At 70.8% G+C, this 21,590-nt stretch carries 17 protein-coding genes and 2 pseudogenes; 9 read left to right on the top strand and 10 right to left on the bottom strand.

Going from position 1 to position 21,590, the window contains the following annotated elements; genetic code table 11:
* Positions 1-15: 15 nt before the first annotated feature.
* Complete coding sequence (locus tag OG520_RS05410; RefSeq protein ID WP_399333355.1) at positions 16-579, bottom strand: carboxymuconolactone decarboxylase family protein; 564 nt, start codon at positions 577-579, stop codon at positions 16-18.
* Between the two features lie 151 nt (positions 580-730).
* On the opposite strand from OG520_RS05410, the gene OG520_RS05405 reads away from it, so the two are divergent.
* Together OG520_RS05405 and OG520_RS05400 are read left to right on the top strand one after the other, a co-directional pair.
* Positions 731-1,171 carry a PPOX class F420-dependent oxidoreductase gene (locus OG520_RS05405; protein WP_406012378.1) on the top strand — a complete coding sequence of 147 codons (441 nt, stop codon included), beginning with the start codon at positions 731-733 and terminating at the stop codon, positions 1,169-1,171.
* 98 nt (positions 1,172-1,269) lie between these two features.
* Positions 1,270-2,511 carry an MBL fold metallo-hydrolase gene (locus tag OG520_RS05400; protein WP_406012377.1) on the top strand — a complete coding sequence of 414 codons (1,242 nt, stop codon included), beginning with the start codon at positions 1,270-1,272 and terminating at the stop codon, positions 2,509-2,511.
* A 94-nt stretch (positions 2,512-2,605) separates the two neighbouring features.
* Here OG520_RS05400 and OG520_RS05395 read toward each other — a convergent pair whose 3' ends face one another.
* The 3 genes and pseudogenes from OG520_RS05395 to OG520_RS05385 all read right to left on the bottom strand — a co-directional run bounded on the left by OG520_RS05395 (position 2,606) and on the right by OG520_RS05385 (position 6,192).
* Entirely contained in the window at positions 2,606-3,883 is a 1,278-nt protein-coding gene (locus OG520_RS05395; RefSeq protein WP_406012376.1) for an erythromycin esterase family protein, read from the bottom strand.
* Between the two features lie 48 nt (positions 3,884-3,931).
* Positions 3,932-4,581 (bottom strand): annotated as a pseudogene (locus OG520_RS05390) (CatB-related O-acetyltransferase).
* 141 nt (positions 4,582-4,722) lie between these two features.
* Positions 4,723-6,192, bottom strand: a complete 1,470-nt coding sequence (locus tag OG520_RS05385) for an MFS transporter (RefSeq protein ID WP_393703561.1) — start codon at positions 6,190-6,192, stop codon at positions 4,723-4,725.
* Positions 6,193-6,343: 151 nt separating this feature from the next.
* Here OG520_RS05385 and OG520_RS05380 point away from each other — a divergent pair, with 151 nt between their 5' ends.
* The gene (locus tag OG520_RS05380; RefSeq protein ID WP_362207092.1) at positions 6,344-6,910 is read left to right on the top strand and encodes a TetR/AcrR family transcriptional regulator; all 567 of its coding nucleotides are present in this window, start codon (positions 6,344-6,346) and stop codon (positions 6,908-6,910) included.
* A 532-nt stretch (positions 6,911-7,442) separates the two neighbouring features.
* On the opposite strand, the gene OG520_RS05375 is transcribed toward OG520_RS05380, so the two are convergent.
* Positions 7,443-7,949 (bottom strand): IS3 family transposase, encoded by a 507-nt coding sequence (locus OG520_RS05375; RefSeq protein WP_406012375.1) that lies wholly within the window; start codon positions 7,947-7,949, stop codon positions 7,443-7,445.
* Between OG520_RS05375 and OG520_RS05370 the strand changes: the two are divergent.
* The 6 genes and pseudogenes from OG520_RS05370 to OG520_RS05345 form a co-directional block, all read left to right on the top strand.
* Positions 7,942-8,206, top strand: a pseudogene (locus tag OG520_RS05370) (MBL fold metallo-hydrolase); the annotation flags it as partial. The gene OG520_RS05375 and the pseudogene OG520_RS05370 sit on opposite strands and share 8 nt — an antisense overlap.
* 479 nt (positions 8,207-8,685) lie before the next feature.
* A complete protein-coding gene (locus tag OG520_RS05365) occupies positions 8,686-10,659 on the top strand; it encodes an ATP-binding protein (RefSeq protein WP_406012374.1) in 1,974 nt (657 codons plus the stop codon).
* 7 nt (positions 10,660-10,666) lie between these two features.
* A complete protein-coding gene (locus OG520_RS05360) occupies positions 10,667-11,101 on the top strand; it encodes a roadblock/LC7 domain-containing protein (RefSeq protein WP_406012373.1) in 435 nt (144 codons plus the stop codon).
* A gap of 2 nt (positions 11,102-11,103) precedes the next feature.
* Positions 11,104-11,475 carry a DUF742 domain-containing protein gene (locus tag OG520_RS05355; RefSeq protein WP_266429834.1) on the top strand — a complete coding sequence of 124 codons (372 nt, stop codon included), beginning with the start codon at positions 11,104-11,106 and terminating at the stop codon, positions 11,473-11,475.
* Between the two features lie 346 nt (positions 11,476-11,821).
* Positions 11,822-12,382: an ATP/GTP-binding protein gene (locus OG520_RS05350; RefSeq protein WP_266431400.1), complete on the top strand. Its 561-nt coding sequence runs from the start codon at positions 11,822-11,824 to the stop codon at positions 12,380-12,382.
* On the top strand, positions 12,379-12,966 hold the full coding sequence (locus tag OG520_RS05345) for a GAF domain-containing protein (protein WP_399333341.1): 588 nt from the start codon (positions 12,379-12,381) through the stop codon (positions 12,964-12,966). The genes OG520_RS05350 and OG520_RS05345 overlap by 4 nt, the downstream gene beginning before the upstream one ends.
* A 51-nt stretch (positions 12,967-13,017) precedes the next feature.
* Here OG520_RS05345 and OG520_RS05340 read toward each other — a convergent pair whose 3' ends face one another.
* From OG520_RS05340 to OG520_RS05320, 5 genes are all read right to left on the bottom strand, one after another.
* Positions 13,018-14,928: a DUF2264 domain-containing protein gene (locus OG520_RS05340; RefSeq protein ID WP_399333339.1), complete on the bottom strand. Its 1,911-nt coding sequence runs from the start codon at positions 14,926-14,928 to the stop codon at positions 13,018-13,020.
* Positions 14,929-14,962: 34 nt separating this feature from the next.
* Complete coding sequence (locus OG520_RS05335; RefSeq protein ID WP_406012372.1) at positions 14,963-17,395, bottom strand: polysaccharide lyase 8 family protein; 2,433 nt, start codon at positions 17,393-17,395, stop codon at positions 14,963-14,965.
* Positions 17,396-17,418: 23 nt separating this feature from the next.
* Positions 17,419-18,819 (bottom strand): M60 family metallopeptidase, encoded by a 1,401-nt coding sequence (locus OG520_RS05330; protein ID WP_406012371.1) that lies wholly within the window; start codon positions 18,817-18,819, stop codon positions 17,419-17,421.
* A 153-nt stretch (positions 18,820-18,972) separates the two neighbouring features.
* On the bottom strand, positions 18,973-20,067 hold the full coding sequence (locus tag OG520_RS05325) for a LacI family DNA-binding transcriptional regulator (protein WP_406012370.1): 1,095 nt from the start codon (positions 20,065-20,067) through the stop codon (positions 18,973-18,975).
* A gap of 247 nt (positions 20,068-20,314) precedes the next feature.
* Positions 20,315-21,301, bottom strand: coding sequence for a hydroxyacid dehydrogenase (locus OG520_RS05320; protein WP_406012369.1), 987 nt, complete (start codon positions 21,299-21,301; stop codon positions 20,315-20,317).
* Between the last annotated feature and the right edge of the window lie 289 nt (positions 21,302-21,590).

The following is a 21,590-nucleotide window of genomic DNA, read 5'->3' as shown; positions in this document are numbered from 1 at the left end:
GGCCGACAGCCCGGGTCAGCGGTTCGCGGGGCGTTCCACCTCGCACCGGTCCTTGAAGCCCTGACTGGTCAGACCGAGCGCGGAATTCGTCCGGGAGCGCATGTTCTCCACCGCGACCATCGTCGTGAGCTCGACGAACGCCGCCTCGCCGAGCGTGGCCCGCAGCCGTTGCGCCAGTTCGTCCCCGACCTCCGGCGGGGTGAGGCTCATCCCCTCCGCGTACTCCATGACGTCACGCTCCAGCGGGGTGTACACCTCGCTCTCCCGCCACACCGGCACCTCGCGCAGCTTGCGCGGGTCGATGCCGTGGCGGTGGTTCTCCCAGTAGCCGAAGTCCATGCACCAGCTGCAGCCGATGGTGGCCGCGGACGTCATCACGGCCAGCGCCTTGAGCTGCGCGTCCAGCTTCTTCCAGCGGCCCACCGACAGTTCGAAGCGGGCTCCGGCCCACAGCACCCCGGTGTGGTGGGCGGCGGCCCGCAGCGGATCGATCACCTTGCCGTACGTACGGTTCGAGTACCACGACACGGCACGGAAGAGGAGGGTACGGGGCGGGTCGAGCGGGATTCGGGCGGTCATGGCCGGTCTCCTTCGGTACGGCTCCGGTGGCGTCGTCGGGCACCGCCGGAGGGCTGCTTGTACCGGTGGGACGGACGAGGGGCCCTCGGATGTGACATGGCCGTGCGGCCGGATGCGGAATCCTGCGACGGGCACGGACGTTGGATCCGGCATGACGGGATTCGACACACAGCAGGAAGCGCTGCTCGGGCTGCTCGCCGAGGAGAACGGCGGCGTGCTCGTGACACTCAGGCGGGACGGCAGGCCCCAGCTGTCCAACGTCAATCACTGCTACTACCCCCAGGAGCGCATCGTCCGCGTCTCGGTCACCGAGGACCGGGCGAAGACGAAGAACCTCCGCCGCGACCCCCGGGCGAGCTACCACGTCACCAGCGCGGACCGCTGGGCGTGGACGGTCGTGGACGCCACCGCCGAGCTGTCCCCGGTCGCCGCCGATCCGCACGACGCGACGGTGGACGAGCTCATCACGCTCTACCGCGACGTCCAGGGCGAACACCCCGACTGGGACGACTACCGCAGTGCGATGGTCCGGGACCGGCGCGTCGTGCTGCGGCTGCGCATCGAGCACGTGTACGGGCAGCCACGTGGCTGACGCGGCCCGGTCCGGCTGCCGGTCCCGCGGACCTTCCGCTCTCGCACTGTCGTACCCCCGCCCATAATGAGACGACACCGACTCCCCCAGGAGATGTTGTGACCGGCGCTGACCCCTTGCCTCCGCTCCGCACCCGGCTGCGTTCGCTGCGCCCCGCCGCATTCGGCGCGGATCCGGGCGGCGCCCGCATGGAGCGCATCCGCCGCTCTCCCAACTTCGCCGACGGCGTCTTCCAGAACCCGGTGGGGGCACGGACCAGGCCGTCCGGATCCACCCTGGAGTTCGCGAAGGTCTACTTCCGCAAGGAGGAGCGGGCGCGCAGGGCGCCGGTCGGCACCGTGCCCGTCCACGCCACCACCTACGCCGATCTTGCCGAGACGCCCGCCACGGGGCTGCGGCTCACCTGGATGGGCCATTCCAGTGTGCTCGCCGAGATCGACGGCCGGCGGGTGCTCTTCGACCCGGTGTGGGGAGAGCGCTGTTCCCCCTTCGCCTTCGCCGGGCCCAAGCGGCTGCACCCCGTGCCGCTGCCGCTCGCCGCGCTCGGGCCCGTGGACGCGGTGGTGATCTCCCACGACCACTACGACCACCTCGATCTGCCGACGATCCGGGCCCTGGCGGGCACGGACACGGTGTTCGCCGTCCCGCTGGGTGTCGGCGCGCATCTGGAGCGGTGGGGCGTGTCCGCCGACCGGATGCGCGAACTGGACTGGAACGAGACCACGAAGATCGCCGGGATCGGTCTGACCGCCACCCCGGCGCGGCATTTCTGCGGCCGAGGCCTGCGCAACCAGCAGCACACGCTCTGGGCATCCTGGGTCGTCGCCGGACCCGAGCACCGGATCTACCACAGCGGTGACACCGGCTATTTCCCCGGCTTCGAGGACATCGGCGCCGAACACGGTCCGTTCGACGCGACGATGATCCAGATCGGTGCCTATTCCGAGTACTGGCCCAAGAACCACACGGACTATACGCCGCTGCCTGGAGCCTGGCCGGACATTCACATGTCACCGGCCCAGGGGATGCAGGCCAATCTTGACCTGCAGGGAGGCGCCCCGGCCGGCGTAATGCTGCCGATCCACTGGGGGACCTTCAACCTGGCCCCTCATGCCTGGGCGGAGCCGGGGGAGTGGACGAAGTACGAGGCCGAGGAGGCCGGCCAGGCGGTGGCGTTTCCCCATCCCGGCGAGCCGTTCGAGCCAGCGGGGAAGCTGCCGACCGAGCCATGGTGGCGCGAGGTATCCCATCCGATCGCGCACCCGTGGCGGCGTCCGAAGGGTGCTGAGAGTGTGGCCGACACGAGCAGGGGTGATATGGACCTTGCAGGTGAGCGGTGACGTCGGTCGGGGACGAGCTCGGAGAGAGGGTCCGGATGGGCCGCGAGCCGCTACGGATCGTGGCGATCGACGACCAATTCGGTGAAACTGCTGGTCATGGCTTCTCCAGCTCGGTGGTGGTGGAGGCGGGTGTGCTGAGGATGCCGTCGAACGCGTCGATGACCGGGGTCTGCTGGTAGATCCCCTGCATACGGATGCGGTCAGGGGCGCTGAGGTTCTCGGCCCGCGCCTGACGAAGATCAGCGACGGCGAGTCCGAGGCCGGTCTCGGCGAAGGCCGCTTCGATGCTTCCCGGCGCGGGTGGCTCCAGCGGGGTGTCGTGGACGGTGAATCCGAAGGGAGCGGCCTCGTCACGACGCATGTCGGCGGTGTGGCCGGTGACGCTGGTCAGGCCGAGAGCGAAGTACGAGTCACCGAGGGCGTGGTGCAGGTGCTGCCCCATGGGGAGCCCTGTGAGGTGGCCGTCGAAGGCGATCGGCGTCTTCTGGATGTGGGCGTTGTGCGCCATCAGTACGACGCGGGCCGTGGGTTCGAGTCGGTTCAGGTGCCACAGAAGTGACTCCGCCATGTAGAGGTCGCGGGCGGAGGTGTCGGCTGTGAGACCGTCTCCGGCGAAGAGGGCGGCCATGGCGCGGAAGGTGTAGTCGCCGTGGCAGGCGGCCTCCAGGCACCGCAGGGCGGTGTCGTAGCTGTGCCGGTCTCCGCGGGAGAGGTACAGCGGTTTCAGGGAACGGAATCGGATGAGCAGCCGCGCCAAGAGCGCGCTGAGGGTGTCCTGGTCGGTGGTGGTCAGACGCGCCCATGCGGGTGCGGCCACGGCCGCCGAGTCACCGGCGAAGGACGCGGCGATCGTGGTCGCGCTCTGGACCATCGGCAGGGTTTCCGGGTCGGTGTGGTGGAGGTAGTCGGCGACCGGGGCCAGGGCGGGGAGCAGCGACCCGCCGGCCGCCGGGATGTCGATTCCTGCGAAGCGGACCGGTTCCGCGGCGGTGCGGTTGTGGCGGCGGATGAACCGCAGTGGTTCCTGGAATCCGATGGGGACCGCGGTTGCCAGGAGTGCGGAGAGGTCGTCGTCCGCTCCCGTGCCGTGGGTCCAGGCATCGAGGGGTATGGCTTCGCAGAAGCCGTACTCGAAGGCCAGGACGGTGAAGCCGCAGCGTTCGACGAGGAATTGCAGGATGCGCTGGCGCATCGCGGCGAACTCGTCGATGAAGTGGGAATGTTCGCCGAGGGCGACCACGCGGGCACCGTCGAGGATGTCGCGCAGCGGTTCCAGGTCGTCCAGGGGCGCTGCCGGGTCAAGGTGGCTGAGCGGGGTGGCATGGCCGTGGAGCCAGTCGGTGAAGGAGGTTCGATCGGTGGCGGCGGGCATGGTGGCGGCTCTTTTCCGAGAGGCGATGGCGAGCGCGTGGGCGGTGGATTACGGGTGTGGGAGGGAGGGTGCCACGTCCTGCAACTGGTCGACACTGCCGGACATGAGGGTCCGTACGTGCTCGTTGATGTGGCCCGGGGCCAGTCCCACCAGGCCGGCGCGAGCAGCCGGGCGATGTCCCTGTCGCTGTAGCGGGTGCGCAGGAGACGGGCCGGGTTGCCGCCGACGATGCCGTAGTCGGGGACGTCCTTGGTGACCACGGAGCTGCTGGCGATGATCACGCCGTGTCCGATGCGTACGCCGGGCATGACGGTCGTGCTGTGGCCGAACCAGACATCATTGCCGACGACGGTGTCCCCGCGGTTGGGCAGGCCGGTCAGCAGGTCGAAGTGGTCGGCCCAGGAGCCGCCCAGAGTGGGAAAGGGAAAGGTCGAGGGGCCGTCCATGCGGTGGTTGGCGCCGTTCATGATGAACCGCACCCCCGTGCCCAGCGCGCAGAATTTGCCGATGACCAGCCGCTCCGGCCCGTAGTGGTACAGCACGTTGCGGGTCTCGAACGCGGTCGTGTCGTCGGGTTCGTCGTAGTAGGAGTACTCCCCGACGTCGATCAGCGGGGACATGACCAACGGCTTGAGCAGTACCACCCGCGGCTGGTCAGGCATCGGGTGCAGGACTGTGGGGTCGGCGGGTACGTGCACGGCGGACGTCCTCGTCGTGTGCGAGCGGTCGGTACGCGGTGACCTGGAAGTGGCGTTCGCCCAGGGGTCCTGGGCAGCGGCATGGTGATGTCGACGCTCTCGGCGCGCAGCCGCTTCTCCCGGCCAGGGCGGTTGTTGTTGTCAACGGCTGTTCACGGATGCCTCGTTCGAGGTGGTGACCGCATCTGGATCGGTGGAACGATGCGGCGCCGCGGAGCCTTCCGCGGGCCTGGACCTCGCCAGCCACAGGCCGGTGAACAAGGCGCTGGCCAAAGTGACGGTGCCGGCAGCGAGGAAGGCGCTGTTGAGGCCGGTCTCGAAGGAGGCGCCGCCGGATTGCCGGGTGCGGACGATGGCTCCGAGTACCGCCACGCCGAGCACTGCGCCGATCTGCCGGGTGGTGCTGCTGATGCCTGATGCGAGACCGCCTTCCTGCGGGCTGACTGCTTGGATGGCGGCGCCTGTCAGTGGGGACATGGCCAGGGCGAAGCCGATGCCGGTGAGTCCCAGCCGCCACCACACGTTCCCGTAGCCGGTGTCGGCGTGCACCATGCCGAGCGCCAGCAGTCCCAGGCCGGCCAGGGCCAGGCCGGTGGTAACCACGATTCGGAAGCCGTACCGGGCGGCGAGCCGACCCGCGTACGGGCTGACGATCACCATGGCGAGGGATACCGGCAGGGTCTGCAGGCCGGCGCGCAGGATCGAGCTGCCCTGGACGTACACGAAGAACTGGGAGAAGAAGAACGACGAACCCATGAGCGCGAACCCCACCACGACCATGGCGGTGTTGGACACGGTGAACAGGCGCTGCCGGAACAGCGGCAGCGGCAGCATCGGAGCGGAACGGCGCGCTTCGACGGCTACGAAGGCGGCGAGGAGGATCGCCGCGGCGGCGAAGCTGCCCAGGATGACCGGTGAGGTCCAGCCGCGGGCACCACCTTCGATCAGCCCGTAGGTCAGTACCCCCACCGCCAGAACGGACAGCACCGTGCCCGGGATGTCAATCGCGGGGGCGCTCGGATTGCAGGACTCGCCGAGGTGGCGCAGGCCGACCAGCAGCAGGACCACGCCGATGGGCAGATTGACCAGGAAGATGGCGGGCCAGCCGAAGGCTTCTGTCAGCACCCCGCCGGCCACGGGGCCTGCGGCCAGACCGATTCCGCTGAATCCGGCCCACAGCCCGATCGCCTTGATTCGTTCTTGCGGCACGGGATATGCGGCGGCGAGCAGGGCAAGCGAGGCAGGGCTCAGCGCCGCGGCCCCGATGCCCTGCAGCACCCGGCCGGCGACCAGCCAGCCGACCGAGGGGGCGAGGCTGCACAGCAGCGACGCGGCGGTGAACACCGCCACGCCGGTCAGGTACACCCGCTTGCGGCCGAACCGGTCGGCGAAGACACCGCCGGACAGCAGCAGCATGGCGACCAGCAGTACGTACGCGTCGACGATCCATTGCAGACCGGTCAGCTGAGTGTGCAGCCGGAGCTGCATATCGGGCAGCGCCGCTCCAACAATCGTGTTGTCGAGCAGGACCATGAACTGGCCCAGGCAGGCCACCGTGAGCAGCACGGCCCGGTTTGATCGACTGCCTACGGTCGCATGCGATGCAGCCATGGGGATCCCCCTCAATCGGTAGTTGCACCCGGCCATGGTCGGCGCGGGTGGCGATACACCTGAGCGCCCTAAAGCAGTCAGCGACTGCGTTAGGCGACTATAAGAGGGCTCGCCCCGCTAACGCAAGTCGCGACTGCGTTAAGGTGGGGGCATGAACGAGAGTCAGCGAGCCCGGCGGCCCGGTGGGCGCAGCGCCCGCGTCGGCGCGCAGGTACACCAGGCCGTGACCAACCTGATCAGCGAGCGCGGCTACGGCAACTTCACCGTCGGCGACGTCGCAGCCCGTGCAGGCGTAGCCGACAGCAGCATCTACCGCCGGTGGGGCAGCCTGGAAACCCTGCTCAGCGACGTGGCGCTCACCCGCCTCAACACGCAGTCGCCGATGCCCGACACCGGGAGCCTGGCCGGCGACCTGCGCACTTACGCGGCCCAGGTGGCCCGCGAGATCACTGGACCCGACGGTCCGGCGGTGCTGCACCTGGCCGTCGCCCTGTCCAGCAACGGTCAGCAGGGCCTGCAGGCTCGTGACGACCTCCGCGCCGAACGCACCCGGCAACTGCAGTCCATGCTCGATCGCGCCCGCGAACGTGGCGAGCACGCACCCGACGCGCTCGGGGTGCTGGATCACATCCTGGCCCCGATGTATATCCGCGTCTTGTTCGGCATGGGTCCGCTCACCCCGGACTACATCGACGGGCTGGTCGACCGGTTGCTGTGACCTCAACCCGGTCCCCGGGATCAGCCCTCGGACGCAGTGCTACGGCACCGTGAGGTGCTCGCCGACACGCGCCCGGCCCGCTCGGCATCCGCCCCTTGGCCGGCTCGCGCGGCCTGGCTGAATCCGTCGGCCGGCGGGCCGGCGTCGCGGATCGGAGTGAATTCGACGTCAGGCGCGGGTCGTAGGCGTCGGGCTCGTCGGCGAGCTCGTGGGAGGAGTATTCGTCGAAGCGGCGGATGTGCTCGGTCAGTGGTCGGTATCGCCGGAGCCGGACGCGCCCTGCCCATGGCCCTGGCCACACGCCGACCGCCTGAGCTGGAAGGCGTCAACGGACACGTTCAAACAGTGCCCACAACAAGGCCCCCGAGGGGTACGACCTCTACAAGCCCGTGAAGACGTTCGCCGCCCGGCCCCGGCGCCCCGGTCACCGTGACCGTCACCAACGCCGAGACCGCAAACTACTCCGAAGCCCGACCCGTCCGGCGAGCCTACGGACAAGCCCACCCCCACCCCCTCTACGACGTGTTCCCTATCAACTTGGCGTGCTGAAGCCGAGCTGACGGGGGTGGGTTGTGAAGGAGTGGCGCGAGGGTGGGGGTGCCTGTACGGAACGAAGCGCCGGCCGGGTGGGAGGACCTGGCCAAGCCAGGCCGGCCTCCCGCATGAGCCGCTCGAAGCGCTTCCTGCCGACGTGGACGCCCTCACGCCTGAGGGCGGCGTGCACGCGAGGTGAGCCGTAGATCCCGCCGGACTCGTCGTGGACCTGCCGGATCCTGCCCGTCAGCTCGGCGTCCCGGCGGCGCCGTTCGCACGGTTCCTTCTCGGCCTGGCGCCACCGGTAGTAGGTGGAGGAGGGGATGTTCAGTTCCCGGAGTACGGGCTCGACCCCCAGATGCGGGTGCTCGTCGACGAGCGTCCGCAGGACCTCATTCGCACGCTTGAGCTGGGCATTCTCCTTGCGCAGGGCGGCAAGCTCCTCACGCTCGGCGGTGGTGAGCAGGTCGTCCCGCTCGCCGAACGAGGGGTTGTTGCCCGACATCCACATGACACCGGCCGAGGGAATGCGGGCCCATCCGGATCTCCAGGGCGGCAAGCCGCTCGGGGCGATGCTGCCGATCCACTGGGCCACCTTCAACCTCGCTCCGCACCCGTGGGCCGAGCCGGGCGAGGGCACCCTCGCCGCGGCACAGGATGCGGGCGCCCGGATCGCCCTGCCGCGGCCCGGTGAGCCCTTCGAACCCACGGCGCAGACCGTTCCCTCCGAGCCCTGGTGGCGGGCGGTGGCCCCGCAGCCGCTGGAGCGCCGCCCCGGGGGTGCCGCCCGGATCACGGACCTGTCGGCCGATCCGGGCCGGGGCTCCGAGGACGCGGAGGCGGAGGCCGGCCACGCCGAGGTGGCGCCGACCGCGTGGCGGCGTACGGATCACCCGGGGAACCTTCAGACGGCTCGGCCGTCCGGCACGACCGGACGGCCGAGCCGTTTTGTGTGCTCATGGGTTCACTTCGATCGGCCATTCGGGTGTCGGCCGACCAGGTGTCAATGCGGAGTAATCGGTCGACTGTGCGAGAGCTCATACCAGAGCGGGACGGATGGCGGGCAAGTTCGACAACTGCCCGCCGCACTCGCGTGATTGACGACTACCGTGTGTTGCCGGTGATCAACGGTGGGCTCATGACTTTCGAGCCTGCCCGACCGATGAACCGAGCCTGACCGACCACCGTAGGTGCCACCGCATGAACGCCGATTCCAGGTGCTCCACGTACCGAGGACACTGATGTCTCAACTTCGCGCACCCGAAGCGCGACCGGAACGCCGAGAGGGCGGACGGCACGGCCGACCGGGTGCCCGTTCCCACTCGGCCACGGGCAGGCCGCGCGCCGCCCAGCCGTCCCCCGAGGCGCGTATACGCCCCCAACTCCTGCGCACCGCGGTGCTGCCGACCGTCGTAGCGGTACTGAGCGGAGCCGCAGCGGTCATCTTCACCGCCCGCTCCACCGGAGCCCGGCCCTCCACCGAACTCTGGATCGCGCTGGGCGCGGCCGGTGCGCTGGCGCTCGCCGCGGTGCTGGCCGCGTACCTCGCCGCCAACCGCGTCGCCACCACCGTCTTCGGCCGCTGTCTGGCGCTCCGTCGCGCCAGCGCCCAGGGCCAGGCCGAACTGCAACGGGTGGTGGAACAGCTCCGCAACGGCGAACCGGTGCCCGCACGCAGGCCCACCGAGCCCGCCGCTCCGGGCAGCGACGCCTTCGAGCTGCTCGCCCAGGAACTCGGCCGCCAGCAGGAGGTCGCCGTGGCCGCGGTCGTCCAGGCGTCCCGGCTCTCCGACCACTCCGGCGAGGACCAGAAGGTCGAGGTCTTCGTCAATCTCGCCCGCCGGCTCCAGTCGCTCGTGCACCGCGAGATCCAGCTGCTCGACGAGCTGGAGCACGAGGTCGAGGACCCCGATCTGCTCAAGGGCCTCTTCCAAGTCGACCATCTCGCCACCCGCATCCGCAGGCACGCCGAGAACCTCGCCGTCCTCGGTGGCGCCGTGTCCCGGCGGCAGTGGAGCAACCCGGTCACCATGACCGAGGTCCTGCGCTCGGCCATCGCCGAGGTCGAGCAGTACCCACGGGTCAAGCTCGTGCCGCCGATCGACGGCACCCTGCGCGGCCACGCCGTGGCGGACGTGATCCATCTGCTGGCCGAACTGGTGGAGAACGCGACCGTGTTCTCCGCCCCGCACACCCAAGTGCTGCTGCGTGCCCAGCAGGTCACCGCCGGACTGGCCCTGGAGGTGGAGGACCGGGGACTCGGCATGCCGGGCAACGAGCAGAAGCGGATGAACGCCCTGCTCGCCGACCCCGACCAGGTCAACGTGGCCCGTCTGCTCCAGGACGGCCGGATCGGGCTGTTCGTCGTCGCGTCACTGGCCCGGCGGCACGGCATCGCGGTCCGGCTGCAGAGCAACATCTACGGAGGCACGCAGGCCGTACTCGTCCTCCCGCAGTCCCTGCTGGGCGTGGACGGGGACGCCCCGGCCGCGGAAGGCGCGGCCCCGGTCCCGCCCCCGGGTCCCGTACACCGTCCACCGGCCGAGGACGAGAGGGGCGGCCACCACACGCCGAATCCCGGCCCGAACCCGAGCCTGAACCCCGGTCCGAGCGCCGCACCGGCTCCGCGGACGAGCACCGGCCGTCAGCCGTACGTCCCCAGCCAGCCGTTGCGCCTGCATCAACCGCCCCGGCAGGCACAAGGCCAGGGCGAGGCCCCGCCGCTGCCGTTGCGGGCCGAGCGACTCGACCGCCCCACCCCGGCCGAGGCCCGCCCCGGAATCCGGCCCACGGACGACGTCCCCGACGCAGTCCACTCCGAGCCCGGAGTCGTACGCGGCACCATGGGCCGGCCCCAACTGCCCAGGCGCGCCCATCAGGAGCACCTGGTCCCGCAGCTCAGGGAGGCACCGGCCCCGCGCACCGAGGACGAACAGGCCCTGCACGACCCGGGACTCGTGGCGGCCTTCCGACGAGGCATCGAACTCGCCGAGGCCCGCAGCGAATCCGAGGCCGACACCGCCCCGGAAGCGGACACGGGCCTCGAAGCGGCGGCGGCCCCGCAGTCCTGGCGGCCCCGGGCCCCGCTCGAACCGCTGCCGGTACGCGGACTCGGCGCGACCGTCGCCCCGTACCCCTCGGGCCCGGTCCCGTTCCCGGATCCGGACGCGGCCCCGGCCGACGACCCCCTCGAAACGAACACCTCCAAGGAGTAGATGCACCATGGCGACCGATATGCCGTCCGGTCAGGTCTCGGACCTCGACTGGCTGCTGAGCGGACTGGTCCAGCGTGTCCCGTACACACGCAGCGCGGTTCTCCTCTCCGCCGACGGGCTGGTGAAATCCCTTCATGGCATGGACGCCGACAGCGCCGACCACATGGCGGCGCTGGCAGCCGGCCTGTACTCGCTCGGCCGCAGCGCGGGCGCGCGCTTCGGCGACGGCGGTGACGTACGGCAGGTGGTGGTCGAGCTCGACTCGACCCTGCTGTTCGTCTCCACCGCCGGGTCCGGCACCTGCCTCGCCGTGCTCGCCGGACGTGAGGCGGACGCGGCGGTGCTCGGCTACGAGATGACCATGCTGGTCAAGAGCGTCCGGCCCTATCTGATGACGCCTGTGAGACAAGCGGCCGGGACCCCCGGCGCCACGGGGCTGTGAGGGTGTCGGTCCCGCAGGACGGGCCGCTGCTCGACGACGCGGCCGGCCGGCTCATCCGCCCGTACACCGTGAGCAACGGCCGTACCCGTCCTACAACCGTGCTCGATCTGCTCTCCCTGGTCATGGCCACGGGGACCGAGCCGCAGATGCATCTCGGTCCCGAGCACTCCGTCGCGCTGGGGCTGTGCGGCGGTCCCACCTCGGTGGCCGAGATCGCCGCCCATCTGAGGTTGCCCGCAGTCGTCACCAAGGTGCTCGTCTCCGACCTGGTCGACTGCGGGGCCGTGACCGCGCATCCGCCCGCCTTCCATGACATGCCCACCGACCGATCCCTGCTGGAGGCAGTGCTCGATGGCTTACGACGACAGCTCTGACGGCTTCGGCAGCTCCGCCGCGTACGAGAACAACGCAAGCTCCGAAGGCTTCGCAAGCCACGGAAGCCATGGCCGTTCCGAGAGCTACGGGAGCCCGGAGAGCTACGGACACCCGGGGAACCACGGTGACGCGCTGGATTACGGACCCGCGCAGAACTACGCAGACGCGCTGGATTACGGACCCGCGCAGAACTACGGGGAAAGCCGGAGCTACGGGGACGCGCAGGGCTACGGGGATGTTCCGGGCCACGAAACCGGACCGGGCCGCGGCGGCCCCGGCAGCACCCCGGATGCCTCCGGAGCCGCAGGCACCGAAGGCTCAGAAGGCTTTCCCGTCGCACTCAAGGTGCTGGTGGCAGGCGGGTTCGGCGTCGGCAAGACGACATTCGTCGGCGCGGTCAGCGAAATCGCACCGCTGAGCACGGAAGAGCTGCTGACCCAGGTCAGCGCCGCGACCGACAGCCTCGACGGGATCGAGTCCAAGACCTCCACCACCGTGGCGATGGACTTCGGCCGCATCACCCTCGACGAGCAGCACGTTCTCTATCTGTTCGGAACCCCGGGCCAGGAACGCTTCTGGTTCATGTGGGACGAACTCTCCCAGGGAGCGCTGGGAGCCGTCGTGATCGCGGACACCCGTCGGCTCGCCGAGTGCTTCGCCGCCGTCGACTTCTTCGAGCGGCGCGGCATCGGATTCATCGTCGCGGTGAACGAGTTCGACGGCGCCTACCGCTACGCACCCGAGGAGATCCGCGCCGCACTCGACCTGGGGCCGGGCGTACCGGTGGTGCTCTGCGACGCCCGGATCGCCAGCTCGGGCACCGGGGCGCTGGTCACGCTGGTCCAGCACCTGATCAACGCCACCTCGGCCCCGGCCCCGCTGATCGGCTCCGGAGCCCACCCGTGACCCGAAACGCCACCGGCCGCATGCTGCTCACGCCCGTCGACCGCGATGCCGTCCTCCGTACCCAGCGGCTGAGGACGCTCGGGCTCGGGGAACGCGCCGACGCATCGTTCGACAACTTCGACGCCTTCGCCGACCGGGTGGCCGAGGTGACCGAAGTGCCCTTCTCGATGGTCAGCTTCATCGACGGCAACCGGCAGTTCTTCGCCGGGCTGCACACTCCGGCCGGCACACACAAGGGCTCCGACCTGGGCGCCACGGCCGCGGGCAGCAGCCGCAGCGGTCGTTACGTCGCGCTCGACCGCGGCTACTGCCCGCATGTCGTCGTCCGGCGCAAGGCGCTCGTCCTGGAGGACGTCTGCGACTACCCCCGGTTCGCAGGCAACCCGGTGGTCGACGAAATAGGCATCCGTTCCTATCTCGGCGCGCCCCTCATCGACCGCACGGGCGTCGCCCTGGGCGCCGTCTGCGCGGTCGACACCGTGCCCCGCCCGTGGGGCAGGGCGGGGCTCGACACGATCAAGTCCCTGGCCCTGGAACTCGTCGGGCACATCGATCAACGGGAGGGGAACAGCTTCGGCATCTGACCGGCAGTCCGCCGTCCGCCGCCCGGCCGGCACCCCGGCCCACGACCGCGATCAGACCTCGACGGTCGTACCGTCCAGGAAGGTCAGCACCACCGAGTCCGCCCCCGCTCGCACCCGCACCGCGTCGCGCAGCGCCTCCGGATGCACGGCGTCCCGGGAGAGTGCGACCAGCGAGACATGGACGCTCCGCCCGCCCGGGTGCGGCCCGCTGCGGAGATACGGGATCGCCGAATGCGGCCCGTACGCATTGGACTGGACATCACGCGCCACGGCGGCCCCTTCCGTGCCGCCGTCCCAGCCGTGCAGCGCGATCAGGGCGCTGCTCAGACCGTCGGCCGTACGGGCGAGTGCCCAGTCGGGACCCGACAGGGCGAACGGGCTCTCCGCATGGGAGACCGCGTGACCGCCCTCCCGCACCACCACGCCTTCCGGCGCCTCGACCCGGTGCACCCGGATTTCCCACGGACCGTGCAGCACACTCGTCGTCTCGATCCGGTACGGATGATCGTCACCGGGCAGCCTGGCCGCGTACCAGGAGGCCGCGACGCGGTCCTCGCAGCGCAGCGGATGGATCCGGCGGCGCACCGACGGGGTGCCGTCGGACGCCACGAGTGCCAGATGACCGTCGATGGAGCGTGCCACGGCGTGCGGGGCGGCCTCGGGTGCCGTCGCCGTCGAGTAGGCGAACCTGGCGTAATGCGGATCGTCCGTGCCCTCGGACGGGTCGGCCGCCTCGTCGAACGGCGGATTGTGGTCGCTGCCGTGGTTGACCAGCCGGACGATGCCGTCGTCACGGGTGCCGTGCAGCAGCCAGCCGGTGGCCGGCAGCGCGGTGTACCGGTCGGACTCCTCGATGGGCAACGGCAGTTCGCGCGCCGTCCACACGGCGTGGTCGGCCGGCAGCAGCAGCCCGAGGAAGCCCTTGCTCGCCCAGTACGGCGAGGCGGGGCCGGAGTACGGCTGGGTGCTCGGCAGGAACGTGTCGTACCAGCCGAGCGTCAGCAGCCCCCGCTCGTCCGGCACACCGCGCTCCGCGAAGTGCCGCATCGTGCCCGAGGCGAGCCGGCGGGTGAGCCCCGGCGCCAGCGGGGTGCAGTCGGCCAGCGCCCCCATCCACACCGGTGCCAGGGCGGCGAACCGGTACGTCAGTGAACGGCCCTGGTGGACCGGCGCGCCGTCGGAACCGAAGAAGTGCGGATAGTCCTCCAGGAACCGGCTGAGCCGCTGCCGGTAGACCTCGGTCCTGCCCCCGTCGTCGTCGCCCGCGATCCGCGACCACAGCAGCGGGTACAGATGCATGGCCCAGCCGATGTAGTAGTCGAAGTTCCGGCCGTCCCCGTCGGTGTACCAGCCGTCACCGACGTACCAGTCCTCGATCCTGTCCAGGTTCGATTCGATGTCCGAGCGGCTGTACGGCGCCCCGACCGAGGCGAGGAACTGCTCGGACACCACCTGGAAGAGCCGCCAGTTGTTGTCCCAGGTGCGCCCGCCGACGAACCCGGAGAACCAGTCGACGACCCGCTCCTGCACCCGCGCGTCCAGCCGGTCCCAGATCCACGGCCGGGTCTCGTGCAACGCCACCGCGACCGACGCCGCCTCCACCATCTGCTGCGAGCAGTCCGTCAGCTTCGGCCACGCCTCCCCGCTGCCGGGGTCCGTGCCCGCGGCCAGCCCCGCCGTGTACCGCTCGATCAGTGCGGGGTCGACCGCCCCGCCCGCGCCCGCGATCCGGCAGGCGGCGAGCAGGAACGACCGGGCGAACCCTTCGAGACCGTCCGAGACGACCCCCGACCAGCTGCCGCGGCCGGGCAGCCGGTACTGGGCGAAGCCGGGTGTCGCGTACGGCACCAGCGCATCCAGCATCCGGTCGGCCGTCGCCTCCCAGTGGGCCCGGGTCCAGCCGGTTCGTGACGACAGGAGCCGGTCGGGCGGCGGCAGTTGCAGATGCGGTGCGACGGACATGGTGGTGCTGCTCCTCGGGGTGATGCGGGATGGGTTACCGGTTGAGTTCGGCTCGGTGGGTGTGGCCGCGTGAGCCGCCGACGGCGACGGTGAGTACGGGCCTGCGGCCCGGGACGATGCTCACCGAGTCATCGGCCGCCACCACCGACCGTACGGGGAACGGCAGCTCGACCGAGAGCGTGGTGAGCGTCCGCCCCGGGTCGGCGACCGCGACGCGGACCTGCGCGCCGTGGCGCTGCACGAGTACCGACGCCGGGCCCGACGCGGTGATTCCGGCCGCCGTTCCGGCGCGCCAGAAATTCGCCGCCGTCAGCCCTGCCCGGCGTGCCTCCACCGCCTGCGCGGTGGTGTCGTTGGCGACGATCCGGACCGGCCGGGACCGCGACCAGACCGCCGTCGCCGCGGCCGACGCGCCGGGCAGCAGCACATAGGCGTAGCGGGCGTCGCCGGGGGAGGGGCCGTGGTCCGTCCAGAGTGTCAGGTAGCGGCGGGTGACCGGGTCGGTGCTGCCGCCCGTGTCGGCCCCGGTGTCGATGGCCCGCCAGGTGCCGGTGCGCTGCTCACGCAGGGCGTGCAGGGCGGTTCCCCCGGGGAACACATAGCCGCCCACCGTGTCGACATGTGCCCATCGGGCCTGGCCGAATTCGCCGCTCCAGCCCTGCTCGGCGGGCTGGCGGACGCCGTCGACCAGCAGCCGGTGACGCCCGTCCGCGCCCAGGTTGCGATTCTCGACGATCGTCTCGACCGGCCGGCCGTCGCTCGCCGTGATGCCCGCGCCGAGTGCGATCACTGCGTTGTCCAGCAGGAACCACGACTTCCTGGTCCGCAGGGTGGTGCCCTGGGCGCCGATCACCTCCATCGCGGCGGCCCCGTACCGGCCGTCCAGCACGGCACCGCCCGCGACGGCGTTGGACGGACGGTAGGTGGACGTACCGGCGCTCGTGCCGAGATCGGTCCGCTGCCGGGTGTCGACCGTGGTGCCGGGGAGCCGGTACGGATCGACGGTCGGCCAGAAGCCGTCATTGAACTGCCCCAGGTCGTCGCCGTCGTACAGATACATCATGCCGTCGCCGGTGTACCAGCCGTGCAGATTCTCGCCGTTGCCCGCCTCGTACGCCGAGATCCGCTTCGACGACAGGGACAGCGCACAGGCCCAGCCGGGGCGGCGGTGCACGACGCGGTCCATGTCGGCGAAGACATGGCTGCCCGTGGTGCGCGGTCCGGCCGGCACACTCCTGTCGTTCAGTACGGCTTTGGCCAGGGCGAGTTGGGGGAGTGTCGCGAGGGCCTCGAAGGGGGTGGTGCGATTGCGGGTCAGCCAGCCCTTGACCAGGGCGCGCCATCGACCCGCGTACTCGGCGGGTGCGCCGGAGGCCAGGAGCAGGATCGCCGCGAGGGCCGTCGCGCCGTCGCGGTGGTCACCGGCGCGCTCCCGGGAGACCGCCCGGCCGCGCACCGAGTCCATCATCAGCCCGTCGAAGATCACCGGGGCGAAGGCCCGCTCGACGGCGTCGTACATCACCGACACCTTCGGATCGGCCACCGCCCACTCCGAGCCCGCCAGCAGCGCCAGCAGATAGGCCGTGCCGCCCAGCAGCACGATGCCGTACGACCCGGTGTAGGCCACCACGTCGTGCTGGACGAACGAGCCGTCCTCGTAGAAGCCGTCACCCGAACTCGTGTACCGGAACAGGCTGTTGCGCCCCGCGTCCCGTACGTCGGACAGCGCGTCGCGGGCCGAGACGAGCTTGGCCGCGTCCCGTCCCAGCAGCCCGCGCAGCGCCACGATGACGGCCTTGTCGGTGCGGTTCGCCCCGGTCTCGGAGAGCGTCGGGGAGTTGGTGCGACGGTCCGCGTCCGGGCAGAACCGGTCGACGACCGCCAGATAGTCCGTCAGATCGGCTGCGGGAAGCCGGTCGCGCAGGATGACGGAGCAGTCCATCAGCGCACGCGGGGCGCCGATCTCCCAGAACCACCAGTTGCCGGTCTCGCGTTCGGCCGGGTTGTACGCGGTGTCGTGGGTGAAGCGCAGCGCCGCGACGAGGGCATCCGCCACCTGTGTGGATCCGGCGAGGGAGGTGCCCTCGGTGGCCCAGGCGGTGGCGACGGTACGCAGCCGGGTGTAGCTCTGGCCGAAGCTGCCCGGGTCGGTGAGCGGAGCGAGATCCGGCCAGAGCGCGGTGCGGCCGGCGCTGCGGTCGAGGGTGTCCCACAGGCCCTTGGCCGTGGTGTCCAGGGCCGCGACCGCCGCGGTGAAGTCGGTGTCGGCCGGGTCGAACCCGCCGCCGGTGAGCAGGGATTCGGCCCGCTGGAGCAGGGTGTCGAAGTCGGCGGTGGCCGCGGCCCCGGCGGTGGTGTCCGCGACGGGGGAGGCGTGTGCCGCGCCGGCCGAGGTGATGAGCGCGGCAGCGGCCGTGACGGCGGTGGCGCTGCTCGCCGTGAGGAGGGTTCGTCTGCTGAGGTTCACGGTGAACTCCCTTGCCGCCGCGGTCAGTCGGCCAGCGTGGCCGGGTCGACGGGCGGCTTCGGCAGATTCAGTGCGGCCAGCTCGGCCCGGCCCGTGGCGTCGATCGGGAACGCCCAGGTGTTCACGAAGAAGTCCGTCAGGTCGTAGCCCGCGACACGGCTGGAGAAGGTGGCGAGGGCCCGGTAGCGCTTGTCGGTCTCGGTGTACTCGGACTGCGGGTTCTCCTCGCGGACCAGCTTGTGCATCCGGGGCCAGAAGTCGTCGCCGAACGCCAGCTCCAGCTGGCGCAGCGGGACGAGCTTCTCGTACGCGCCGAAGGACTTCTCGTACGTCAGCCCGGCCGTGCCGAACTTCTGCTGTGCCGACTGGAAGTAGGTGAGACCCGTCTTCGGGTCGACGGTGAGGAGGTTGGACGGCTGCTTCAGGGTGCGCTGCGCGGCCAGCGAGTAGATGTTGACCGTGACCTCGGTCAGGCCGCCGGGCTTGTAGGCGAACTGCTGGTGGAGGTGGCCGAGTTCGTGGTACAGCCCCCAGCCCCTGGTGCGCAGTCCCTCCACGGTCGTGGCCCGGTCGAGGTAGGCGCGCGGGAAGCCGTTGTAGCCGTGGGTGGCGTAGGCGCCGACACCGCTGGGCACCTTGCTGACCTCGGTGAAGTGGTACGGACCGGCCTTGCGCCGGTGCACCGGCTTCGAACCGTCCAGACCGCTGATCCGGGCATGGGAGTCGATGATCGTCTCGACCAGCCCGAGCAGCGCGGCATGGTCCTCGCCGCGGTACAGCAGCGCACCCTCGCGAGTGAGCGTCATGATCGTGTGCGGCGCGTGCAGTTCGACGTACGGCGATGCGGTGAGCGTGTCCAGCTGCCGCTGGTAGTCGGCCTCCGAGGTGCGGCCCAGGGTGAAGACCGGCATGGGCACGGCACCGGAGCGGATCAGCACACCGGCCCGCTCGCCACGGCCCGTCAGGGTGAGGTAGACCGGGCCGCCGTGCGGGTCCGTGACCGTGTTCGCCCCCGCGGTCAGCGGATAGCTGCGGGGCTCGGTGATCTCGCCGTAGTAGTCCCAGGCGCCGATCCAGAGGGTGGGCAGCAGACCGTCGTAGGGCTGGACCGTGAGGGAGAGGGGGGTACCGGCCGGGACGTGCAGACCGGTGGGCTGGAACTCCGAGCCGCGCAGGGCCTGTCCGAGCCGCAGCCGCTCGGCCTCGGCGGCGGGCCGGGCGGTCACGGTCAGCTTGACCGGGCGGCCGGCCCGGCGCTCGGGGGCGGTGCCGGGCGTGGTGGCCCGAGCCGTTCCGGTGGCGGCGCCGAGTGCGATGGCCGCTCCGACTCCGGCGGCCGCGGTGAGAACGGAACGCCGGCCGACGGGGGAGGACGTGGCGGAAGCAGTGGTGGTGGAGCCGGCGGGGTCTGTGGGCATGCGCATGCGGAACTCCCTGCGGAAATGAGTGAGGGCGGAAGCGTGCGGAACGGTGCTGCTCGGCGCCAGCATGTAAGCGGTTGCTATCCAGAGGCAAGAGGGGGCAAGAAGTTACTGCTATTTTCTATGGCCAACTACGGACAGGCGGGAAGTAACCGGTCACATCGCGACGGAACGGCCGGCCCTCGGCGCAACGGAGTCGCGTACCACGATGTGCGTACCGAGCCGCAGGGCATCCGTGGTCGGCTCGCGCCAGTCGTCCTCGTCCCCGCCGGTGACGGCCAGCCGTACCGCCTGGCGACCCATCTCCTCCAGCGGAACGTGGACGGTGGTGAGCCGCGGCCGCAGTTCCTGGGCCACCGGGATGTCGTCGTACCCCACCAGGGAAACGTCCTTCGGTACCCGGATCCCGGCCTCCTCCAGCGCTTGGGCCGCGCCCGCCGCCACCATGTCGTTGGCGGCGAAGACCGCGGTGAAGTCCGTTCCTTCCTTCAGTACTTCGGCCATCTTCCGGTAGCCGAAGTTGCGGCTGAAGGCGCCGGGCCGGACCAGCTCGGGGTCCGGTGCGATGCCGCGCAGCCGCAGCGCCCGCTGGTGACCGGCGAGCCGGTCGCGGGTGGTGGAGAGCTTGGGCGGGCCGCCGAGATAGAGGATCCGCTCGTGCCCCTGCATCAGCAGATGGTCGGTGACGGCGAAGGCGCCGCCCTCGTTGTCGTACTCGACCGCGACGGTCGGTGCCTGCTCGCCCAGCGGCGGCCTGCCGCACAGCACCAGCTTCGATCCGCCCGCGTCCAGTTCGCGCGCCCTGCGGGCCAGTTCGGTGGTGTAGCCGCGGTCCGCGATGGAGCCGCCGACCACGACCACCGCGTCCGCCCGGCGCTCGTGCATCAGATCGATGAAGGCCAGCTCCCGCTGCGGATCGCCCTGGGTGCAGCAGACCAGACAGAGTCGTCCGCCCAGTGCCGCCTCCCGTTCCACACCGCGCGCGATGTACGCGTAGAACGGGTCGATGACCTCGTTGACGATGATTCCGACGGTGCGGTTGGAGACGCCGGCCAGTGCGCGGGCGTGGGCGTTGACGACATAGCCCAGCTCGCGCATCGCGGACTCGACCCGCTCCCGGGTGGCCTCGGCGACCGGGTAGTTGCGGTTCAGTACGCGGGAGACGGTGGCCGTCGAGACACCTGCGAGCCGCGCGACGTCGGTGACCGTCGCCCTCCGTTGTCCGTCCGCGGCTGTGCTCTGCCGGCGCATCCGGCTCACCCCCTGGTGGCTGTTGTGTGACGCCGAGCCTAGTGCCCCTCCCGGCAGGCTCCGCCCCGTCGCGCCGGTCATCACACGCGCTCGCGACGTCGGCCAAATGCCCTGGTGGCTCCGGTGCGAGGGCTTCCGGGCGCCTTGCGGTCGCAGGCACCGGCCGCCTTGCGGTCGCACACACCGGGCGACGCTCCTTCCGGGCGGACATCGACGGTCACGGCACGCGCCTGCGCCGGCCAGGGGCTCACGCGATCCTCCCCAGGTCGGCCCGGTGCACCGGGTGCTCGAACGGAATGCCCCGCGCGTACCGCGCCAGCTCGCCGACCGCGAGCGCCCCGAGCCGCCCCACCTCGTTGCCCTGGGCGCCCGCCAGGTGCGGGGTGAGGAAGACGTTCGGCAGGTCCCACAAGGGGTGGCCGTGCGGCAGCGGCTCGGGGGATGTCACGTCGAGGACCGCGTCCAGCCGCCCGCTGACCAGGTGCCCGGTCAGTGCCTCGGTGTCCACCAGGCGGCCGCGCGCGGTGTTGACGAGCAGGGTGCCGGGGCGCATCAGGCCGATCCGCCGGGCGTCGATGATCCCGCGGGTCTCCGGTGTGTCGGGGGCGTGGACGGTCACCACGTCGCTGGTCGCCACCAGGGTGTCGAGATCGGTCGGGGTGACGCCGAGCAGTTCCGCCTCGGCCGCACCGACGTAGGGGTCGTAGAGCAGCACCTCCGCGTCGAGGACCCGGAGGAGCTCGATGACCCGGCGGCCGATCCGGGAGGCCCCGACCACACCGATGGTCAGCCCGTGCGTGCCGAGCCAGTGCTGCCGGTCGAGGTCGGCGCCGGTGCGATGGGTGCGTCGGGTGCGGAAGAGCCCGGCCAGCGGGAACACCCGCTTGGCGCCCATGATGATCGCCGCCAGGGTGAACTCGGCGACCGGTACGGCGTTGGCGGCGGCGGCCGACGAGACCACGATCCCGCGATCGAACGCAACCGGGGACAGAAACGTTTTCACCGTGCCGGCCGCGTGGATCACGGCACGCAGCGCGGGCGCCCGGTCCAGCAGCCCGGCGTCGACGGGCGGGCAGCCCCAGCCGGTGAGCAGGACCTCCGCGGCACTCAGCGCCGCGGCGGCCTGCGGGGAGTCGAACTCGCTGATCACAGACGGGTCGAGAACGTCGGCGGTCTCCTCCAGACGGGCCCGTACCGGTGGCGGAAAGACGTCGTCCAGCAGTCCGGGGCTCATGACCAGGAGCGTGCGCGGCCGTCGCGGGGACGGTGCCGCGGCATCGCTACCGGAATGTGCCGGTGCCTCTTCGGTGGTTCGCACCCTGCCTCCGGACAGTAATCGCGTTCTATGGAATGACCGGCACGCTAAGGAGCGCGATGGCCGACCGTCAAGCTCCGACCTGCTGCAACTGTCCAGTTCAGCAGCATATTTACTGGTTCGATGTGCCGGATTCGGCCGCTGGAGCATCGCGGCTCAATGACTTTTGCCCGGATCTCTTGACGCTTGGGTTAACCGCTTACTAACT

Origin of the sequence: Streptomyces sp. NBC_00984 (genome assembly GCF_045162475.1) — a bacterium.
In the GTDB taxonomy this organism is placed as follows: Bacteria; Actinomycetota; Actinomycetes; order Streptomycetales; family Streptomycetaceae; genus Streptomyces.
This window is presented reverse-complemented; position numbering and strand designations above follow the sequence as displayed.